This window comes from Bradyrhizobium sp. 142 (assembly GCF_023074015.1).
Classification (GTDB): Bacteria; Pseudomonadota; Alphaproteobacteria; order Rhizobiales; family Xanthobacteraceae; genus Bradyrhizobium.
On record NZ_JADPKQ010000126.1, the window covers coordinates 44,984 to 60,408 of the forward strand.

13 protein-coding genes and 1 tRNA gene are annotated in these 15,425 nt (G+C 64.5%); 10 read left to right on the forward strand and 4 right to left on the reverse strand.

Going from position 1 to position 15,425, the window contains the following annotated elements; genetic code table 11:
• Positions 1 to 16: 16 nt before the first annotated feature.
• Positions 17 to 1,153, reverse strand: coding sequence for a hypothetical protein (locus IVA82_RS12715; RefSeq protein ID WP_247390882.1), 1,137 nt, complete (start codon positions 1,151 to 1,153; stop codon positions 17 to 19).
• Positions 1,154 to 1,445: 292 nt separating this feature from the next.
• Between IVA82_RS12715 and IVA82_RS12720 the strand changes: the two genes are divergently transcribed.
• Complete coding sequence (locus tag IVA82_RS12720; RefSeq protein WP_008562814.1) at positions 1,446 to 1,691, forward strand: zinc-finger domain-containing protein; 246 nt, start codon at positions 1,446 to 1,448, stop codon at positions 1,689 to 1,691.
• An 18-nt stretch (positions 1,692 to 1,709) separates the two neighbouring features.
• On the forward strand, positions 1,710 to 2,912 hold the full coding sequence (locus tag IVA82_RS12725; protein WP_247390884.1) for an FAD-dependent monooxygenase: 1,203 nt from the start codon (positions 1,710 to 1,712) through the stop codon (positions 2,910 to 2,912).
• A gap of 31 nt (positions 2,913 to 2,943) precedes the next feature.
• Here IVA82_RS12725 and IVA82_RS12730 read toward each other — a convergent pair whose 3' ends face one another.
• Positions 2,944 to 3,357, reverse strand: coding sequence for a twin-arginine translocation pathway signal (locus tag IVA82_RS12730; RefSeq protein ID WP_247390886.1), 414 nt, complete (start codon positions 3,355 to 3,357; stop codon positions 2,944 to 2,946).
• A 206-nt stretch (positions 3,358 to 3,563) separates the two neighbouring features.
• On the opposite strand from IVA82_RS12730, the gene IVA82_RS12735 reads away from it, so the two are divergent.
• The 4 genes from IVA82_RS12735 (at position 3,564) to IVA82_RS12750 (ending at position 6,507) form a co-directional block, all read left to right on the forward strand.
• Positions 3,564 to 3,652: transfer RNA gene (locus IVA82_RS12735), tRNA-Leu, on the forward strand.
• A gap of 277 nt (positions 3,653 to 3,929) precedes the next feature.
• Entirely contained in the window at positions 3,930 to 4,202 is a 273-nt protein-coding gene (locus IVA82_RS12740) for a hypothetical protein (protein WP_247390888.1), read from the forward strand.
• A gap of 426 nt (positions 4,203 to 4,628) precedes the next feature.
• The gene (locus tag IVA82_RS12745; RefSeq protein WP_247390890.1) at positions 4,629 to 4,949 is read left to right on the forward strand and encodes a hypothetical protein; all 321 of its coding nucleotides are present in this window, start codon (positions 4,629 to 4,631) and stop codon (positions 4,947 to 4,949) included.
• 307 nt (positions 4,950 to 5,256) lie between these two features.
• Positions 5,257 to 6,507: a multidrug effflux MFS transporter gene (locus tag IVA82_RS12750; RefSeq protein WP_247390892.1), complete on the forward strand. Its 1,251-nt coding sequence runs from the start codon at positions 5,257 to 5,259 to the stop codon at positions 6,505 to 6,507.
• A 205-nt stretch (positions 6,508 to 6,712) separates the two neighbouring features.
• On the opposite strand, the gene IVA82_RS12755 is transcribed toward IVA82_RS12750, so the two are convergent.
• Positions 6,713 to 8,305, reverse strand: a complete 1,593-nt coding sequence (locus IVA82_RS12755; protein ID WP_247390893.1) for a glycosyltransferase family 39 protein — start codon at positions 8,303 to 8,305, stop codon at positions 6,713 to 6,715.
• Between the two features lie 229 nt (positions 8,306 to 8,534).
• Positions 8,535 to 10,145: an ABC transporter substrate-binding protein gene (locus IVA82_RS12760; RefSeq protein ID WP_247390895.1), complete on the reverse strand. Its 1,611-nt coding sequence runs from the start codon at positions 10,143 to 10,145 to the stop codon at positions 8,535 to 8,537.
• Between the two features lie 271 nt (positions 10,146 to 10,416).
• On the opposite strand from IVA82_RS12760, the gene IVA82_RS12765 reads away from it, so the two are divergent.
• The 4 genes from IVA82_RS12765 (at position 10,417) to IVA82_RS12780 (ending at position 15,398) form a co-directional block, all read left to right on the forward strand.
• The gene (locus IVA82_RS12765) at positions 10,417 to 11,547 is read left to right on the forward strand and encodes a M20/M25/M40 family metallo-hydrolase (RefSeq protein ID WP_247390897.1); all 1,131 of its coding nucleotides are present in this window, start codon (positions 10,417 to 10,419) and stop codon (positions 11,545 to 11,547) included.
• Between the two features lie 189 nt (positions 11,548 to 11,736).
• Positions 11,737 to 12,678 carry an ABC transporter permease gene (locus IVA82_RS12770; RefSeq protein WP_247390899.1) on the forward strand — a complete coding sequence of 314 codons (942 nt, stop codon included), beginning with the start codon at positions 11,737 to 11,739 and terminating at the stop codon, positions 12,676 to 12,678.
• Between the two features lie 23 nt (positions 12,679 to 12,701).
• Positions 12,702 to 13,589 carry an ABC transporter permease gene (locus tag IVA82_RS12775; protein WP_247390901.1) on the forward strand — a complete coding sequence of 296 codons (888 nt, stop codon included), beginning with the start codon at positions 12,702 to 12,704 and terminating at the stop codon, positions 13,587 to 13,589.
• A gap of 159 nt (positions 13,590 to 13,748) precedes the next feature.
• A complete protein-coding gene (locus tag IVA82_RS12780; protein WP_247390903.1) occupies positions 13,749 to 15,398 on the forward strand; it encodes an ABC transporter ATP-binding protein in 1,650 nt (549 codons plus the stop codon).
• The last annotated feature ends 27 nt before the right edge of the window (positions 15,399 to 15,425 follow it).

Sequence of the window (15,425 nt, forward strand, 5' to 3'; positions counted from 1 at the left end):
TGGGCACTTTTCCGGATCATGCTGTGAGGGCCGCGTGCGCCGGATCGACTTCGGCGGCGATCCGCGCCCGGCGAAGCCGCCGCGCTCGTCTGCGATCGCACCAGGACTGGGTCAGGCGCTCGGCGGTCGTCTTGATCGAGGACAGAAGGCCAAACAGCGTCAATGCGGCGCCGAACAGCCAGAGCGCGAGATCGAACGCGCCGCCCACGAGCAGCAGCGCACCGCGACCGAGCAGCTTCATGATCGCGCGCGTCTTGCCGCCCTGCGCTTCAGCAAGCCGCGCCGCACGCGCGACATCTTTCGGGGCTTCGGCGATACGCAGCGTGTCCATGGCGCCGCGCGTGCCGGTCTTCTCGGCGACGCGCGTGACGTCCTTGCCGAGTCGAACCAGCGCGCCGACCTTTTCGGCGCGGAATGCTGCCTTAATGGCGCGCGCGGTCTCGCTTGGACGTAGCACCGAACCAGAGGCAACCGCGTTCTGAAGCATCGGCGTATCGACCACCTCGCGCGCAGACCGGCCGGCCCACTTGGCCAGCCCCTCGCCGAGCCGCCCGACCTTCCGGGCATCCTTGACCAGCGTCAGCCCGGCGCGAACCGGCGCCGCGCCGCCGACGGACACGTAGGTTGCCGCCGTCACCGCAAGCCCCACGGCCGCGAGCCCGAGAACGAGACGGTCGGTGTCCTCGCCCATGGCGAGATGCTTGCCCTCGCGAACGACGTCCCTGATGTCGCCGATCACGAAGAGATCGCCGGCGACGGTTCCGGACAGGCTTGCGACATCGTCCGCGCTGCCGGTGACGAGGCCGGTAGCGAATCGCCTGGCGAAATACGAGGTCGAATTTTCCTCTTTGACCGCGTCACTCACGCGCGTGAGGATGTCATCGGCAAGCGCGATATTGCGCTCGCGCGCGAGCACGACGAAACTGTTCGCGAGATCGGCATCGCCCGATGCGAGCGCAGCCTCGATGTTGTCCTGAATCAACCGCTCGTTCTGTCGCAGAACCGTATCGAGCTTGAGCTCGGACAGCGTGGCCGGATCGTCCTGGGCGGCGAAGATCGCGCCGGCCTCGTGGGCATGCGGCGCTACCTGCGCGAGCACGAAGCCGCATGCCGCAATCCCGCTCAACGCTGTGCTGATTCGCAGCCACTTCATGCTGAAAGCCTGGACGTCTGCCTGATGGTTGGTTTTTTGCCGCAATTGCCCTCGTGCGCAGACATAGTATGCCAAAATTGCGACACAACGTCCCCGACGAAAGAAGGGCTTCTCTCAGGCCGCAAGATTGTGTCGAATTTGCAAGAGCAAATGAGCATGGGGCATTGCGAACCTTTCGGTTCCGCTGGACTAGCAATCACCCACCCTCGCCAGTATGGTCCGCGGCGCCTTAAAGATGCCGCGTCAGTTGTTGATTGTGTTCGCTACCATTGCCACTCCAGGATGAGTTACGATGTCCGACCATGTCGTCCCGCACTTCCATAACGATGCCGGTGTTCCCGTCATCGAGATCGGTTCGCAAGAATTCATGTGCGTGGGCGCCAATCCTCCGTTCGATCATCCGCACGTGTTCCTCGACCTCGGCAACGACAACGAGATCATCTGCCCCTACTGCTCGACGCTGTACCGCTTTGCCGCGGACCTGAAGCCCGGCGAGGCGCGTCCGCCGGAATGCGTCCTGAAGGACAAGGTGGCCTGACGGTCGCTTCAACCAGGGGTGGCGCTCTCCAGAACAATCGTCATCGCCGGTGCCGGAATCGGAGGCCTGACGGCCGCGCTGGCGCTTGCGGCCCGCGGCTTTCGTGTCGTGGTGCTGGAAAAAGCCGAGCACCTCGAAGAAGTCGGCGCGGGTCTGCAACTCTCCCCCAATGCCAGCCGTGTCCTGGTCGAGCTCGGCCTGACCGAGCGCCTCAGGCTCCGTGCGGTGACCCCCGAGGCGGTCAGCATCATGAGCGCGCGGGCCGGCGGCGAATTGCTGCGCATGCCGCTTGGCGAAGCGGCCTCGGCGCGGGCCAGAGCCCCCTATTGGGTGGTGCATCGTGCCGACCTGCAAGCGGCGCTGGCCGGCGCGGTCTCCGACCATCCCGACATCGAGTTGAAGCTCGGCGCGACGTTCGAGGATGTCGCGTCTCACGCCAAGGGACTGACGGTTGTCCATCGCAGCGGCACGATACGCCGCAGTGATCTCGCGAGCGCGCTGATCGGCGCCGATGGCATCTGGTCGACGGTACGCCAGCATCTGTTTCCCGAGGTGCAGCCGCGGTTCTCCGGACTGATCGCCTGGCGCGGCACGATCGATGCCACGCAATTGCCGAAGGACTACACCGCGCGCCGGGTGCAGCTCTGGATGGGGCCAAACGCCCACCTGGTCGCTTATCCGATCGCGGGCGGGCGCCAACTCAATGTGGTGGCGGTGCTGCCGGGCACGTGGAACAGGCCGGGCTGGAGCACGCCGGGCGATCCCTTCGAGGTGATGGACGCCTTTGCCGCGCCGCGCTGGCCGCCACCGGCGCGGATGATGCTCGCCGCGGTCGACAGCTGGCGCAAATGGGCGCTGTTCGGCGTGCCCGAGGGCTGCCCCTGGAGCAAAGGCCAGGTGGCGCTGCTCGGCGACGCCGTGCACGCGATGCTGCCCTTCGCCGCCCAGGGGGCCGGCATGGCGATCGAGGATGCCGCCGTGCTCGCCAGGCACTTGAGCTTTGAGACAGCCGAAAGCGCAAGCAGCATCGCCGCAGCGTTGAAACAGTATGGCCGGGCGCGCCAGACGCGCGTGCGGCGCGTGCAGCGAACGGCACGGCAGCAGGGCCGCATCTATCATTTGAGCGGTCCGCTTGCGCTCGCGCGCGACCTTGCGATCCGCTCGCTCGGGCCGGAGCGCATGCTGGCGCGGCAGGACTGGATCTACGGCTGGCGGGCCTGAAGCGCGGTGCGATTAGCAGCGATCGTCATCGTCAGTGGATGGCGTCGCCGGATTTCGAGCCCAGCAGCTTCGACGGCTTGGCCGCGCCTGCCGGTGCAGCCACAGGTGTCGGCTGAGCCGGCGGATTGGCTGCCTCCATGTCGCTCTCGCGGCATCGGTCCCTCCGCCAGGTCTCTTCCAGCAACTTTTGCTGTCCGCGCACGGCGAGGTAGTCGTTGCGATAGGCGAGCTCCGACACGACCGCACCGCCTGCCCCGGTTTCGGCCTTGGCCATCAGCCGCTCCAGCTCATCACGGCGCTTGATGAGGGTTTTCCGCTCGGGCGCGAGTTGCTTGCACTCCCAGAGGTCATAGCGGGCCGGATCGACGAAGGCCGGGCTGATGGTCTCGGTGATACCCGCGCAGCCGCCAAGCACCGCGCAGAGTCCCAGCAGCGGAAGCAGCACACGCGCAAGGCGAGTTTGGTGGAGAAACGAGACAGGCATGTCGGATTGGTAGTCCCCGTAGATTGAGATTGCCTAAAGCAAGCCGAGATGTCCGGATTGAGGCTTTGCCTTGCGCGGGCGGCTCGCTTAAGGAAGAGACAACCCGTCCGGCTTCCGCCACCAAAGCGGCCGAAACGGGACTTAAGTCGTTGATCTCGTTGGATCAAGCGGGCATGGCGGAATTGGTAGACGCAAGGGACTTAAAATCCCTCGGTGCGCAAGCGCTGTGCCGGTTCGACCCCGGCTGCCCGCACCACCTGAACTGACGGCGCCGATCGCGCCAACAGCATGATCCAGAAGCAGGCGAGCGCGACCGCGATCTGAATGAAACTGCCCTCGATCGTCTCCCCCGTGAGCGAGACAACAGTCGGGATGGCGACGCCGATGCTCAGCACGGCTGCAAGCGTCGCGGCCGGAAGATCGACGATCAGGACGGCGGCGTAGACCGCCAATTCGAGAAAGGCATATTCCTTGAGGCGCGGCGAACAGAGATAAAGTCCGTACATCGCAAGCACGCTGAAGCGCATGGCTGCATGCGGATGATCGATCAGCCAGCGGTCGAAGCGCGCCGGCAGCGATCCCTCACCATTGCCGATCGTGCGCAGCATCGACCAGCCGAGCGGCGCCAACACCAGCGTGGACGCTGCCAACGCATAGACGGCGAACACGATCGCCTTGCTATCGGCCAGGCCGGCGCAGTCCATGACGCTTCGGGCCAGCAGCAGCAGCGACGGATTGATTTCGTCAAGCTGGACCGAATGCTGGTCGGGAATCTCTCCCGTGATCGCGAGCAACCAGCTCGATGATAGCTGTGGATAGAAGGCGATCGAGAACAGGATCGGGAGCGCGAAGCCGACGGCACCCACGATGATCAGCACGAGTTTCCGCCGACGCGGCAGCGGCAGGAAATAGAGCGCGGCCAGCACCGGGCAGAACACCAGCTTGAGCGAAAGGACGAGCCCGAGCAATGCAGCCCCTATGACGCGAAATAGGTCATCGCGACCATCGCGCGCCGCAGGTGCGGCGGGGCGAAGCAGCAGCGCAAGCGCGACGGCGGTCAGCGCACCACTCAGGATCGCGAAATTCCCCGAGGCCACAACCCACTCGAAGCCGACAAATGCGCCGAGCACCCAGAGAATCCTGAGTGCGACGTCAGGCAGATTGCGCGTCCGGCCGAGACCAGGCAGCAGCAGGCCGCAGAGGATGGCGAGACCGAGATAGAGTCCTCTGTAATGACCGACGAGAAAGCCGCCCGCGCAAAGGGGGCGGAAGGCATCCAACGTCACCGGCAGATAGGGATAGGAAAGCTTGGTGCCCTTCAGATTCTTGACGAAGTAGGGATCGAGCCCGCCGACATGGGCATCGACTGCCGCGCAATTGACGCGAACATCCCAGCCATACTTCATGTCGAGCCTGGCGTCGTTGACGAGATTGCCGAGCACCAGCAGCGCCACCAGCACGATCAGGCGGACAAGCCAAACGCCCCGCTGCTCAGCCATGTCGGCCGACGGCCCCAACCATCGTGCTGTTCCGGTCACGTCGGACACAAATAGATACCTTTGCCTGGGCTTCCCTCAGCGCCGCCAACGCTGCGCCTCATCGATCGGCCACCACAGTGAACAGGATGGGTTTTCATTTCATCCTGCCGTGTCGATAGACGCTGCCGGGGCGCCGATCTTTGGACGCACATGGTAAATCGCTGGTTTCGGGCCGGCAGCCAAGGCGCTCCCATCCGCCGAATCTGCGGCGCCCTCACCAATTCTTGTCCGTCCCCGCCCCGCCTGACAGCCATCTCGAAACAAGGGTTGTGCATCGCAGCATGAGGGGTAGACAAGCCTCCGAAATCAGAGGTGAGCTTCCTTGTCCGACGTTAACGCCGACAGTTGGGTGTCCTCGGGACACCGCCCGATGGGCTTTCCCGAATTCGTCATCGTGGTGGCGTCGATCATGGCGCTGAATCCGCTCGCCATGGACATGATGCTGCCGGCGCTGCCCAATATCGGGGCCGCATTCAAGATTCCCAACGCCAACCATCTCCAGCTCGTATTGTCGACCTTCCTGATCGGCTTCGGCGTGGGCCAGTTCGTCATGGGCCCGCTGTCCGACCGCTTCGGCCGGCGCCCAGTGCTGCTGGGCGGCATGGCGGTCTATGCGGTGGCGAGCGTGCTGGCGGTCGCCGCACCCTCGTTCGAAACATTGCTGCTGGCGCGGGCGCTGCAGGGGCTCGGCACCTCGGCGACGCGCGTGATCGCAACCTCCATGGTGCGCGATTGCTATGTCGGGCGCCGCATGGCCAGCGTGATGTCGCTCGCCATGATGGTGTTCATCGCGGTACCCGTGATCGCGCCCTCGTTCGGACAGGCGGTGCTGCTGGTGACGCAATGGCGCGGCATCTTCGTCGTGCTGATGCTCTACGGGCTGCTCGCGCTGGCGTGGAGCGTGTGGCGGTTGCCGGAGACGCTGCCCGAATCGGAGCGCAGGTCGCTCGCGCCCGCCGACGTGCTCGCGGCCTTCCGCCAGACCGTGACCAACCGCCAGACCATCGGCTACGCCACCGCCGCCGGCAGCGTCATGGGCGCGCTGTTCGCCTATGTGTTCTCAGCCCAGCAGGTCTTCACCGGCATCTACCATCTCGGGCACTATTTCCCCCTCGCCTTTGCCGCGATCGCCGCCGGCACCGCCATCGCCGGCTTCCTGAACGCAAAACTGGTCGGACGGCTCGGCATGCGCGTGATCTCGCACGGTGCATTGATGCTCTACACCGCCGTGGCGGGCGTGATGCTGCTGACGGAAAGCCTGGGCGCGCTGCCGCTTGCCTTGTTCATGGCGCTCTCGGCCCTGATGATGTTCTCGTTCGGCATGATGGTCGCCAACTTCACCGCGCTCGCGATGGAGCCGCAGGGCCATATCGCCGGCACCGCCTCCTCGCTCTACGGTTCGATCACGACGCTGATCGGCATTGTCGTCGGCATGGCCATCGGCCAGAGCTTTGACGGCACGCTGCTGCCGTTCTCGGCCGGCTTCTTCCTCTCGACGCTCGCAGCGCTCGCGATCGTGCTGGTGGTGGAGAAGGGACGGCTGTTCAAGCCGCATCATCGCCCGATCGCGTGAGGAACTTCCTTGCGCCCTTGATGTTGTACTGCAGCAATTCGAGAGGGCCGCAATGGAACCGGAACACCGCGAAGACCAACACGCCCGGGATCAGCGGGAGACGAAGCAAAGCCCGTCGTCGGATTCGACTCCTGCCGAGCCGCATCTGCCGTTCGCAAGCGAGGGGCTCGAACAGGTGCGCGGCGGCCACTGCTAAGCGCAGCCGCTACTCCGGCGCGCGCTTGCTGGCGCTGAAATCGTCGGCGGCGCTCTCGGGCATTGCGGAGTTGGCGCGCGGTGGCACCATCATCACGACCACCTCCCGTGTGAGGCCAGGCCGGCCCCACAGCCTCGCCTGCACGGTGAATTCACGCCTGACAACGTGGCTGGCCTGCCCGGACACCCATTCCATCCACTGATTGCAATAGTCCTGGCCGCGAAAACAGAGCGCGGCCCAGCCGCGGTCAGTCGCCTTGTGCGGCGATCCCCAAATGTATGGATAATCGAAGGCCCGCGCGTAGTGCGGATGGTCCGGGCTGTAGAACGCCGCCGCGAAGGCCAGCGAATCGTCGCCGCTGACGACGCTGAGCGGTTCGCCGGTCAGCTCGTGCCACTGGCGGGTGAGTTCGTTCGCCGCCTGTGCGTAGAGGTTTCGCCCCTCTTCATAGCCGCTCGTGTTGCGGTAGACGGCGTGGATCGGCGCGGCGATCAAGACGGCAGCGAGCGCAACGAGTGCAGTGATGACGGTGACATTGACGGTATAGAAGCGCTCGATCGGGTAGCGCGTGCCGCAGACGACGAGCACGATGAACAGGAACAGCCCCTGCAACGCCCAAAGCGACGGCAGATCCGTGCCCAATGCCAGCGATGTCAGGACCGGCAGCACGATCGTGCCGATCGCAACGTACAAGAGAAGCCGCAAGGCGGGACTCATCGCGGCGAAATCGGCCGGAATCTGCCTTAGGCGCATCCCGGCGACGAAAAACCAGACCACGGCCGATACGCTCATCGCTGCCGCCAGCCCCAGCAGGAAATTCCTCACCTCGCCGAGAGAGCTGGCGGCATTGCCGTTGGCGTGGGCCAGCGCATAAGTGAAGGTCGACGCGCCGGTGGTCGCGAGCCACCAGATGTGCGGCGACAGCGCCGCGGGCCCGACGACGACGGATATCCACGGCGAAGCGGACGTGAAATAGGCGCGCCGCGCCGGATGCGCCAGCGCGGCAAACGCGAAGCTCGCGACGAGAAAGATCGAATAATACTTGCCGACCATCGCCAGCGCCGTAGTGAATCCCACCGCGACCGCCCAGAACGCATTGCGGGTCTCGAACGCGCGCAGGAAGCAATAAGTCGCCAGCGGCCAGGTTGCGAGCAGCACCGCATTGGCGTTGAAACGCTGGGCGTGGAATTGATAGGCCGGCGTCAGCATCAGCAGCAGCAGGACCAGGATGCGCTTGTGCCCTCTTGCGAATTGCCGCGAGATCAGGTCGACGAAAAACAGGCCGAGCCCCGCATTCGTCATCGCCATCAGCTGCAGCGACCAGTCGCTGAGCGGGAAGACGAAAGTCCACGCCGCCGTGACCCATCCCGTCAGCGGCGGATGCTTGTAATCGCCCCAGGCGAAATTCCGCCCCAGCGTCCAGCCCTCGAGCGTATCGGGATGCAGGCCGCCGCCGGCATAGGCGATGACCAGATAGAGGGTCCAGAGCGCAACGAAGCAGGCCAGCAGCAGCGGCACGGCCCAGCCCGCCTCGACCGCGTCGAGCCAACCGAGAAAAGGTCGGCGCCATCGCGCCGGCGCGCGATCGGACCGTTCGGCCATCGCCTGAAATGCAAAATCGATCGGCACGGGAATCAAATGGAGGAAGGGAAAGTGATGCGAGGAGACGGCACATCTATTTCAGAATGGAAACAAATAGCAATGATTGGATACTGGAAGTCTTCAAGGCTCCAGGCCTTTTGCCGAAGCGAGGAGCAAACGAAAACGGCGCCGCTGCTGACAGCGGCGCCGTGTCCTGATCGGGACGAAGGGCGCGGGACGCGCCCTCGCCTCACTCGCTCTTGTCGACGTTCCAGAACACCGGGGTTGCCGGGCCGTCAAGCAAGCCGGTGAGCGACTTGCGCCAGCCGCTCGGCAGAAGATACTGGCCGAGCGGAACGTAGATCACTTGCTCATAAGCTTCCTTTTGGATCTCGGTCGCGATCTTCTTCTGCTCGTCGAGCGAGGGCGCGCGCACGAAGGCGTCCTTGAGCTGCTCGATTTTGGCGTCTTCCGCCCAGCCGAACCAGCCGCCCTTCTTGCCCTGGCCGCCGATCGAGAGATTGGCGATCGGATTGGACACGTCGGCCGCGACCCAGTTAGTGAAGAACATGTTCCAGCCGCCCTCCTTCGGCGGTTTCTGGCTGGCGCGACGGCTCACCACCGTCTGCCAGTCGGTTGCCTGCAGGTCCACCTTGAAGCCGGCTTCGCGCAAGAGCTGGGCCGCGACGATCGGCTGCGCCTTCAGCGTAGTGACATCGCCCGGAGCCATGACCACCACCGGCGTGCCGTCATAGCCGGACTCGGCGAGCAGCTTCTTGGCTTCCGCCATGCCACTGCCCTTGATCAGGCTCTCGGAGCCGGCGTCGCTCGCAAACGGTGTGTCGCACACGAAGAACGCGCCGCAGATCTTCTGATATTTGGGGTTGCCGACGAGCGCGTCGAGAACGTCCTTCTGGTTCATCGCCAGCAAGGCAGCGCGGCGCACCTTGACGTTATCGAACGGCGGATAGAGGAAGTTCATTCGCCCGAGCGTCTGGAATCCGAACTTGTTCGAGACCTCGAGCGTGAGCTCCTTGTTCGCCTCCAGCACCGGAAGCATGTCGTACGGCAGATTTTCCATGAAATCGATGTCGCCCGACTGCAGCGCGTTCACTGCGGTCTGCGAGTCCGGCATGGTGATCCATTCGACACGGTCGACCTTCACCACCTTGCCGCCGGAGGTCCAGCTCGACGGCTCCTTGCGCGGGACATAGTCGGTGTTCTTGACATAGACCGCCTTCACACCGGGCTGGAATTCCGACTGCACGAACTTGAAGGGGCCGGAGCCGATCTGTTCGGGGATCTGCTTGTCCGGCGGCGTCTCCGCGAGGCGCTTCGGCATCATGAAGGCAACGCGCGAGGATGGCTTGCCGATCGACTCGAGCACCAGGCTGTAGGGCTCCTTCAGCTTCAGCGTGATGGTCTTGGCGTCGGTCGCCTCGATGCTCGCGGTGAAGTCCATCAGCTTCTGGCCCATGCCGTCGACCGCACCCCAGCGCTTCAGCGAGGCGACGCAATCCTCCGCCGTCACCGGCGCGCCGTCATGCCACTTCAGGCCATCGCGCAGCGTAAAGGTGTAGGTGAGCTTGTCGTCGGAGATCTTCCAGTCCGCCATCTGCGGCTGGATCTTGAAATTCGAATCAGTCGCGATCAACGTGTCGTAAACCATGTAGCCGTGGTCACGCGTGATGTAGGCCGTGGTGAAGATCGGATCGATGATGCGCAGATCCGAATGCATCACCGCCGTGATGGTCTTGCCGGCCGCAAGCACGGGCGAGGCCAGTGCCGTCGAAAGCGCGACGACCGACAGCGCAAGTTTGGAGGCGAACGCGCGACGCCCCCGGCGCATGAGTTGGAACATTGAAGTTTCTCCTGACGTGAAACTGGTCAAAGGCAGGTTATTGGTTGAGCAATCGGATCGTTCTTTAGGCGAACTAACCTCATGCAATGCCTTTATCTTTTCGAGACTTGCAGAGAGCATCGAGCCCGTCAATCCGCATTCAGTGCATGCCCATGGGGGCGCGCGCACGGGCTCCACAATGATCGCTTTCACTCTACAACGTTGTCCGCCGATCCTTCCCCCATCGCGCGCTGCACGCGCAAATCCATCGTTCTAAGCCGAAGAGACCCAGATGAATCCAGCCAATCTTCCCTTTGATTCCGAGGCAATGCTCGAGGGCCTGCGCAGCTGGGTGGAATGCGAAAGCCCGACCTGGGACGCCGACGCCGTGAACCGCATGCTCGATCTCGCAGCGCGGGATATGGCGGTCATGGGTGCGACGATCGAGCGCATCGCCGGCCGTCAGGGTTTTGGCGGTGTCGTCCGCGCGCGTTTCCCGCATCCGAAGCAGGGCGAGCCGGGCATCCTGATTGCGGGGCACATGGATACCGTCCACCCGGTCGGCACGATCGAGAAGCTGAAATGGCGGCGCGAGGGCGGCAGGTGCTACGGCCCCGGCATCTACGACATGAAGGGCGGTAATTATCTCTCGCTGGAAGCGATCCGGCAGCTGGCACGCGCTGCCTTCACGACGCCGCTGCCGGTTACCGTGCTGTTCACGCCGGACGAGGAAGTCGGCACGCCCTCGACGCGCGACATCATCGAGGCGGAAGCCGCGCGCAACAAATACGTGCTGGTGCCCGAGCCCGGCCGCGCCGATAACGGCGTCACCACGGGACGCTATGCGATCGCCCGCTTCAATCTCGAGGCAACCGGATGGCCGAGCCACGCCGGCGCGACGCTGTCGGCGGGACGCTCGGCCATCCGCGAGATGGCGCGGCAGACCCTCGTCATCGATGCGATGACGAGCGAGGACTGCACGTTCTCGGTCGGTGTCGTGCACGGTGGACAATGGGTCAATTGCGTTGCCACGACCGCTACCGGCGAAGCCCTTTCAATGGCCAAGCGCCAGGCCGATCTCGACCGCGGCGTCGAGACGATGCTGGCGCTGTCGGGCACAACCAATGATGTCAGCTTCAAGGTCACCCGCGGCGTGACACGACCGGTTTGGGAACCGAATGCCGGCACCATGGCGCTCTACGAAAAAGCCCGCGATATCGCCAAGTCCCTCGGCGCGGAACTGCCGCATGCAAGCGCCGGCGGCGGCTCAGACGGCAATTTCACGGGGGCGATGGGCATCCCGACTCTCGACGGCCTGGGCGTGCGCGGAGGCAATGTCCACACGCTCGAGGAGTATATCGAGGTCGACAGCCTGGCCGAACGCGGCCGCCTGATGGCGGGGTTGCTGGCGACGCTGGAGTAACCAAGGTCATCATCCGAGGCAATGCGACCGCATCTACCTCGGGAATGGCTGAATGAGCCGCCCCCAAAGCGACTAGCCGCACTGCAAAACCTGTGGCCCCAATGGCACGGGAATTGCTGAAATGTTAGGCTGATGGCAGAAGAGGCAATGACCGCTGCCGCCGATTGACTCTAATCTGACGGATCCAACTTGCTCGGATATCTCCTTCGCCGAATTTTCGCCGCCGTGCCCGTGATGGGCGTGGTCGCTCTGTTCGTCTTCCTCCTGCTCCGCCTCACTCCCGGCGATCCCGCTGCCATCCTCGCCGGCGACAACGCGACCCCGGAGCGGCTGGAGCGCATCCGCACCTCGCTCGGCCTCAACGATCCCCTGATCGTGCAATTCGTCACCTGGGTGGGCAAGCTCCTGCACGGTGATCTCGGGACTTCGCTGATCTCCAATCTGCCGGTCATGAAAATGATCGGTCAGCGCGTCGAGCCGTCGATCTCAATCGCGCTGTCAACCATCATCCTCGCCGTCGTCGTCGCCGTTCCCCTGGGGGTGATCGCAGCCTGGAAACACGGCACCTGGATCGACCGCTGCGTGATGGGGCTGTCCGTGCTCGGCTTCTCGGTCCCGGTGTTCGTGGTCGGCTACGTCCTGATCGAAGTCTTCGCCATCGATCTGCGCTGGGTGCCGGTGCAGGGCTTCCGCAGCATCTCGAACGGCTTTGGGCCGTTCTTCGAGCGCATCGTCCTGCCCACATGCGCGCTGTCCTTCATCTATATCGCGCTGATCGCGCGCATGACGCGCGCTGCGATGCTCGATGTCCTCGGCGAGGATTATGTTCGCACCGCGCGCGCCAAGGGCATCAACGAAGTCGCCGTGATGATGCGGCACGCGCTGCGCAACGCCGCCGTGCCCGTGATCACCGTGATCGGCACCGGCTTTGCGCTTCTGATCTCCGGCGTCGTCGTCACCGAGAGCGTGTTCAATATCCCCGGCATCGGCCGCCTCACGGTGGATGCGGTGCTGGCGCGCGATTACCCGGTGATCCAGGCGATGATCTTGCTGACGTCGCTGATCTACGTCGTCGTCAATCTCCTGATCGACGTCGCCTACACCCTGCTGGATCCGCGGATCCGGTACTGAGGCAAGGACAACCAAGGACAAAAATGTCGGTCGATACCCTTCCCCAGTCGTCCATTCCGATCACGTCGCCGCTGCGGCCGCGCTTCGGATTCCTCACCTCAACGCCGATCATCGCGGCGGCAACGGTCTGCCTCGCGCTGATCGTGCTGGTCTCGATCCTGGCACCGCTGATCGCGCCGCACGATCCGATCCAGCTTGCGCCGTCGCAGCGGTTGAAACCCTCCTCCGCGCAATTCCTGCTCGGTACCGACGCCTATGGCCGGGACCTCCTGTCGCGTGTCATGTATGGCGGCCGCATCTCGCTCCTGATCGGCATCGGCTCGGCGGTCATGGCGATCGTCATCGGCCTGGCGATCGGCCTCGTCTCCGGCTTCTTCAAGCTGGTCGATGCCGTCATGATGCGCGTCATGGACGGCCTGATGGCGATGCCGAGCATTCTGCTGGCGATCGCCGTGGTGTCGCTGTCCGGCGCCAGCATCTGGACCGTGATGATCGCGATCACGATCCCCGAAGTTCCGCGCGTGGCCCGCCTGGTGCGCTCGGTCGTGCTGTCGGCGCGCGAGGAGCCCTACGTTGAAGCGGCGATCTCGGTCGGCTCGTCCCTGCCGAAGATTATGTGGCGGCATTTGATGCCGAACACGATCGCGCCCCTGATCGTGCAGGGCAGCTACGTCTGCGCGTCCGCGATCCTCACCGAGGCCATCCTCTCCTTCCTCGGCGCCGGCATCTCGCCGGAGACGCCGACCTGGGGCAACATCATGGCCGAGGGTCGCCAGTACTTCCAGCTCAAGCCGACGCTGATCTTCTGGCCGGGCCTGTTGCTGTCGATCGCGATCCTCAGCATCAACCTGATCGGCGATGCCGCCCGCGACGCCCTTGATCCCCGCATGAAGCAGCGGGAGGGGAAGTGATTTGTCTCGCTGGCCGTGCCCCTTGTTCCGTCATTGTGAACGAAGCGAAGCAATCCAGTCTGCCTCCGCGGACAGATTTCTGGATTGCTTCGTCGCTACAGCGCAAAATTGCTTTGCAATTTTGTCGCGGGCTCCTCGCAATGACGACGGAGTGACCTGATGACCAACCCTATCCTCGACATCAACAACCTCGTCGTTTCCATCGGCAGGAAGCCGAAGGGTGCGAGCATCCTCGACGGCATCTCGATCCAGGTCCACGAGCGCGAGACGCTGTGCCTGGTCGGCGAAAGCGGCTCGGGCAAGTCGGTGACATCGCTCACCACGATGGGCCTGTTGCCTAAGGGCACGCTGGTTCCGACCGCCGGCAGCGTCAAGCTGGTCGGCGAGGAGTTGCTCACCGCCACCGACCGCCGGCTGCGGCAGCTGCGCGCCACGCAGATGGCGATGATCTTCCAGGAGCCGATGACCGCTCTCAATCCGGTGGTGCCGGTCGGCCGCCAGATCGACGAGGTCTTGCGGGCCCACACCGATCTCGACGCGAAAGCGCGTAAGAAGCGCATCCTCGACATGATGGAGCAGGTGCGCCTGCCCCAGGTCGAGCGCATCTTCGCCTCCTACCCGCACCGCCTCTCGGGCGGCCAGCGCCAGCGCATCATGATCGCGATGGCGCTGGTGCTGGAGCCAAAACTTTTGATCGCCGACGAGCCGACCACCGCGCTCGACGTCACCACCCAGAAGCAGATCCTGACCCTGATCCGCGACCTCCAGCGCGATCACGGCACCGCGGTGTTGTTCATCACCCATGACATGGGCGTGGTGGCCGAGATCGCCGACCGCGTCGCGGTGATGCGGCAGGGCCGGCTGGTCGAGACCGGCACGCTCGATTCCATCCTGCGCAATCCGACCATGGAGTACACCCGCAACCTGCTCGCCGCGGTGCCGAGCCTGGTGCCGCGCTCTCCACGCGAGGAGACCAAGGAACCGGTGGTGCTGGAGGCCAACGATCTCGGCAAGGTCTATCGCGAGCGCGCGTTCTTCGGCAAAGGCCGCGAGGTCGTCGCCGCCGACAAGGTCACCCTCACCCTGCGCAAGGGCCGCACGCTCGGCATCGTCGGCGAAAGCGGCTCGGGCAAGTCGACGGTGGCGCGCTGCATCGTCCGCCTGATCGACCCGACCTCCGGCGGCGTACGCCTTGCCGGCCGCGAGATCTCCGACATCTCGCGCCGCCTGCTGCAGCCGCACCGGAAGAAGATCCAGATCGTGTTTCAGGATCCCTACCGCTCGCTCAACCCGCGCGTCACCGTCGGCGAAAGCATCGCGGAAGGCCCGATCAACTATGGCGTCTCGCACGCCGATGCCATGAAGCGCGCCCGCGAACTGCTCGAGCTCGTCGGCCTGCCCGCGGACGCGGTGTCGCGCTATCCCCACCAGTTCTCCGGCGGCCAGCGCCAGCGCATCGCCATTGCTCGCGCGCTCGCACTCGATCCCGACGTGCTAGTCGCGGACGAAGCGGTCTCGGCACTTGACGTCTCCGTGCAGGCGCAGGTGCTGGAACTCTTTGACGAGATCCAGAAGCGGCTCGGCATCGCGATCCTGTTCATCACCCACGATCTGCGCGTCGCAGCGCAAATCTGCGACGAGGTCGTGGTGATGCAGCACGGCCGCGTCGTCGAGCAGGGGCCGGCCGCCGAAGTGCTGACCCATCCGAAGGAGGCGTACACTAGGGCCTTGCTCGAGGCTGCTCCGGGCCGAGGCTGGGATTTTGCGAACTTCCGGCCGGTGGCGGAAGGTTTGGCGGCAAGCGCATAGCCCTTTCCCTTCGTCACTGCGAGCGCA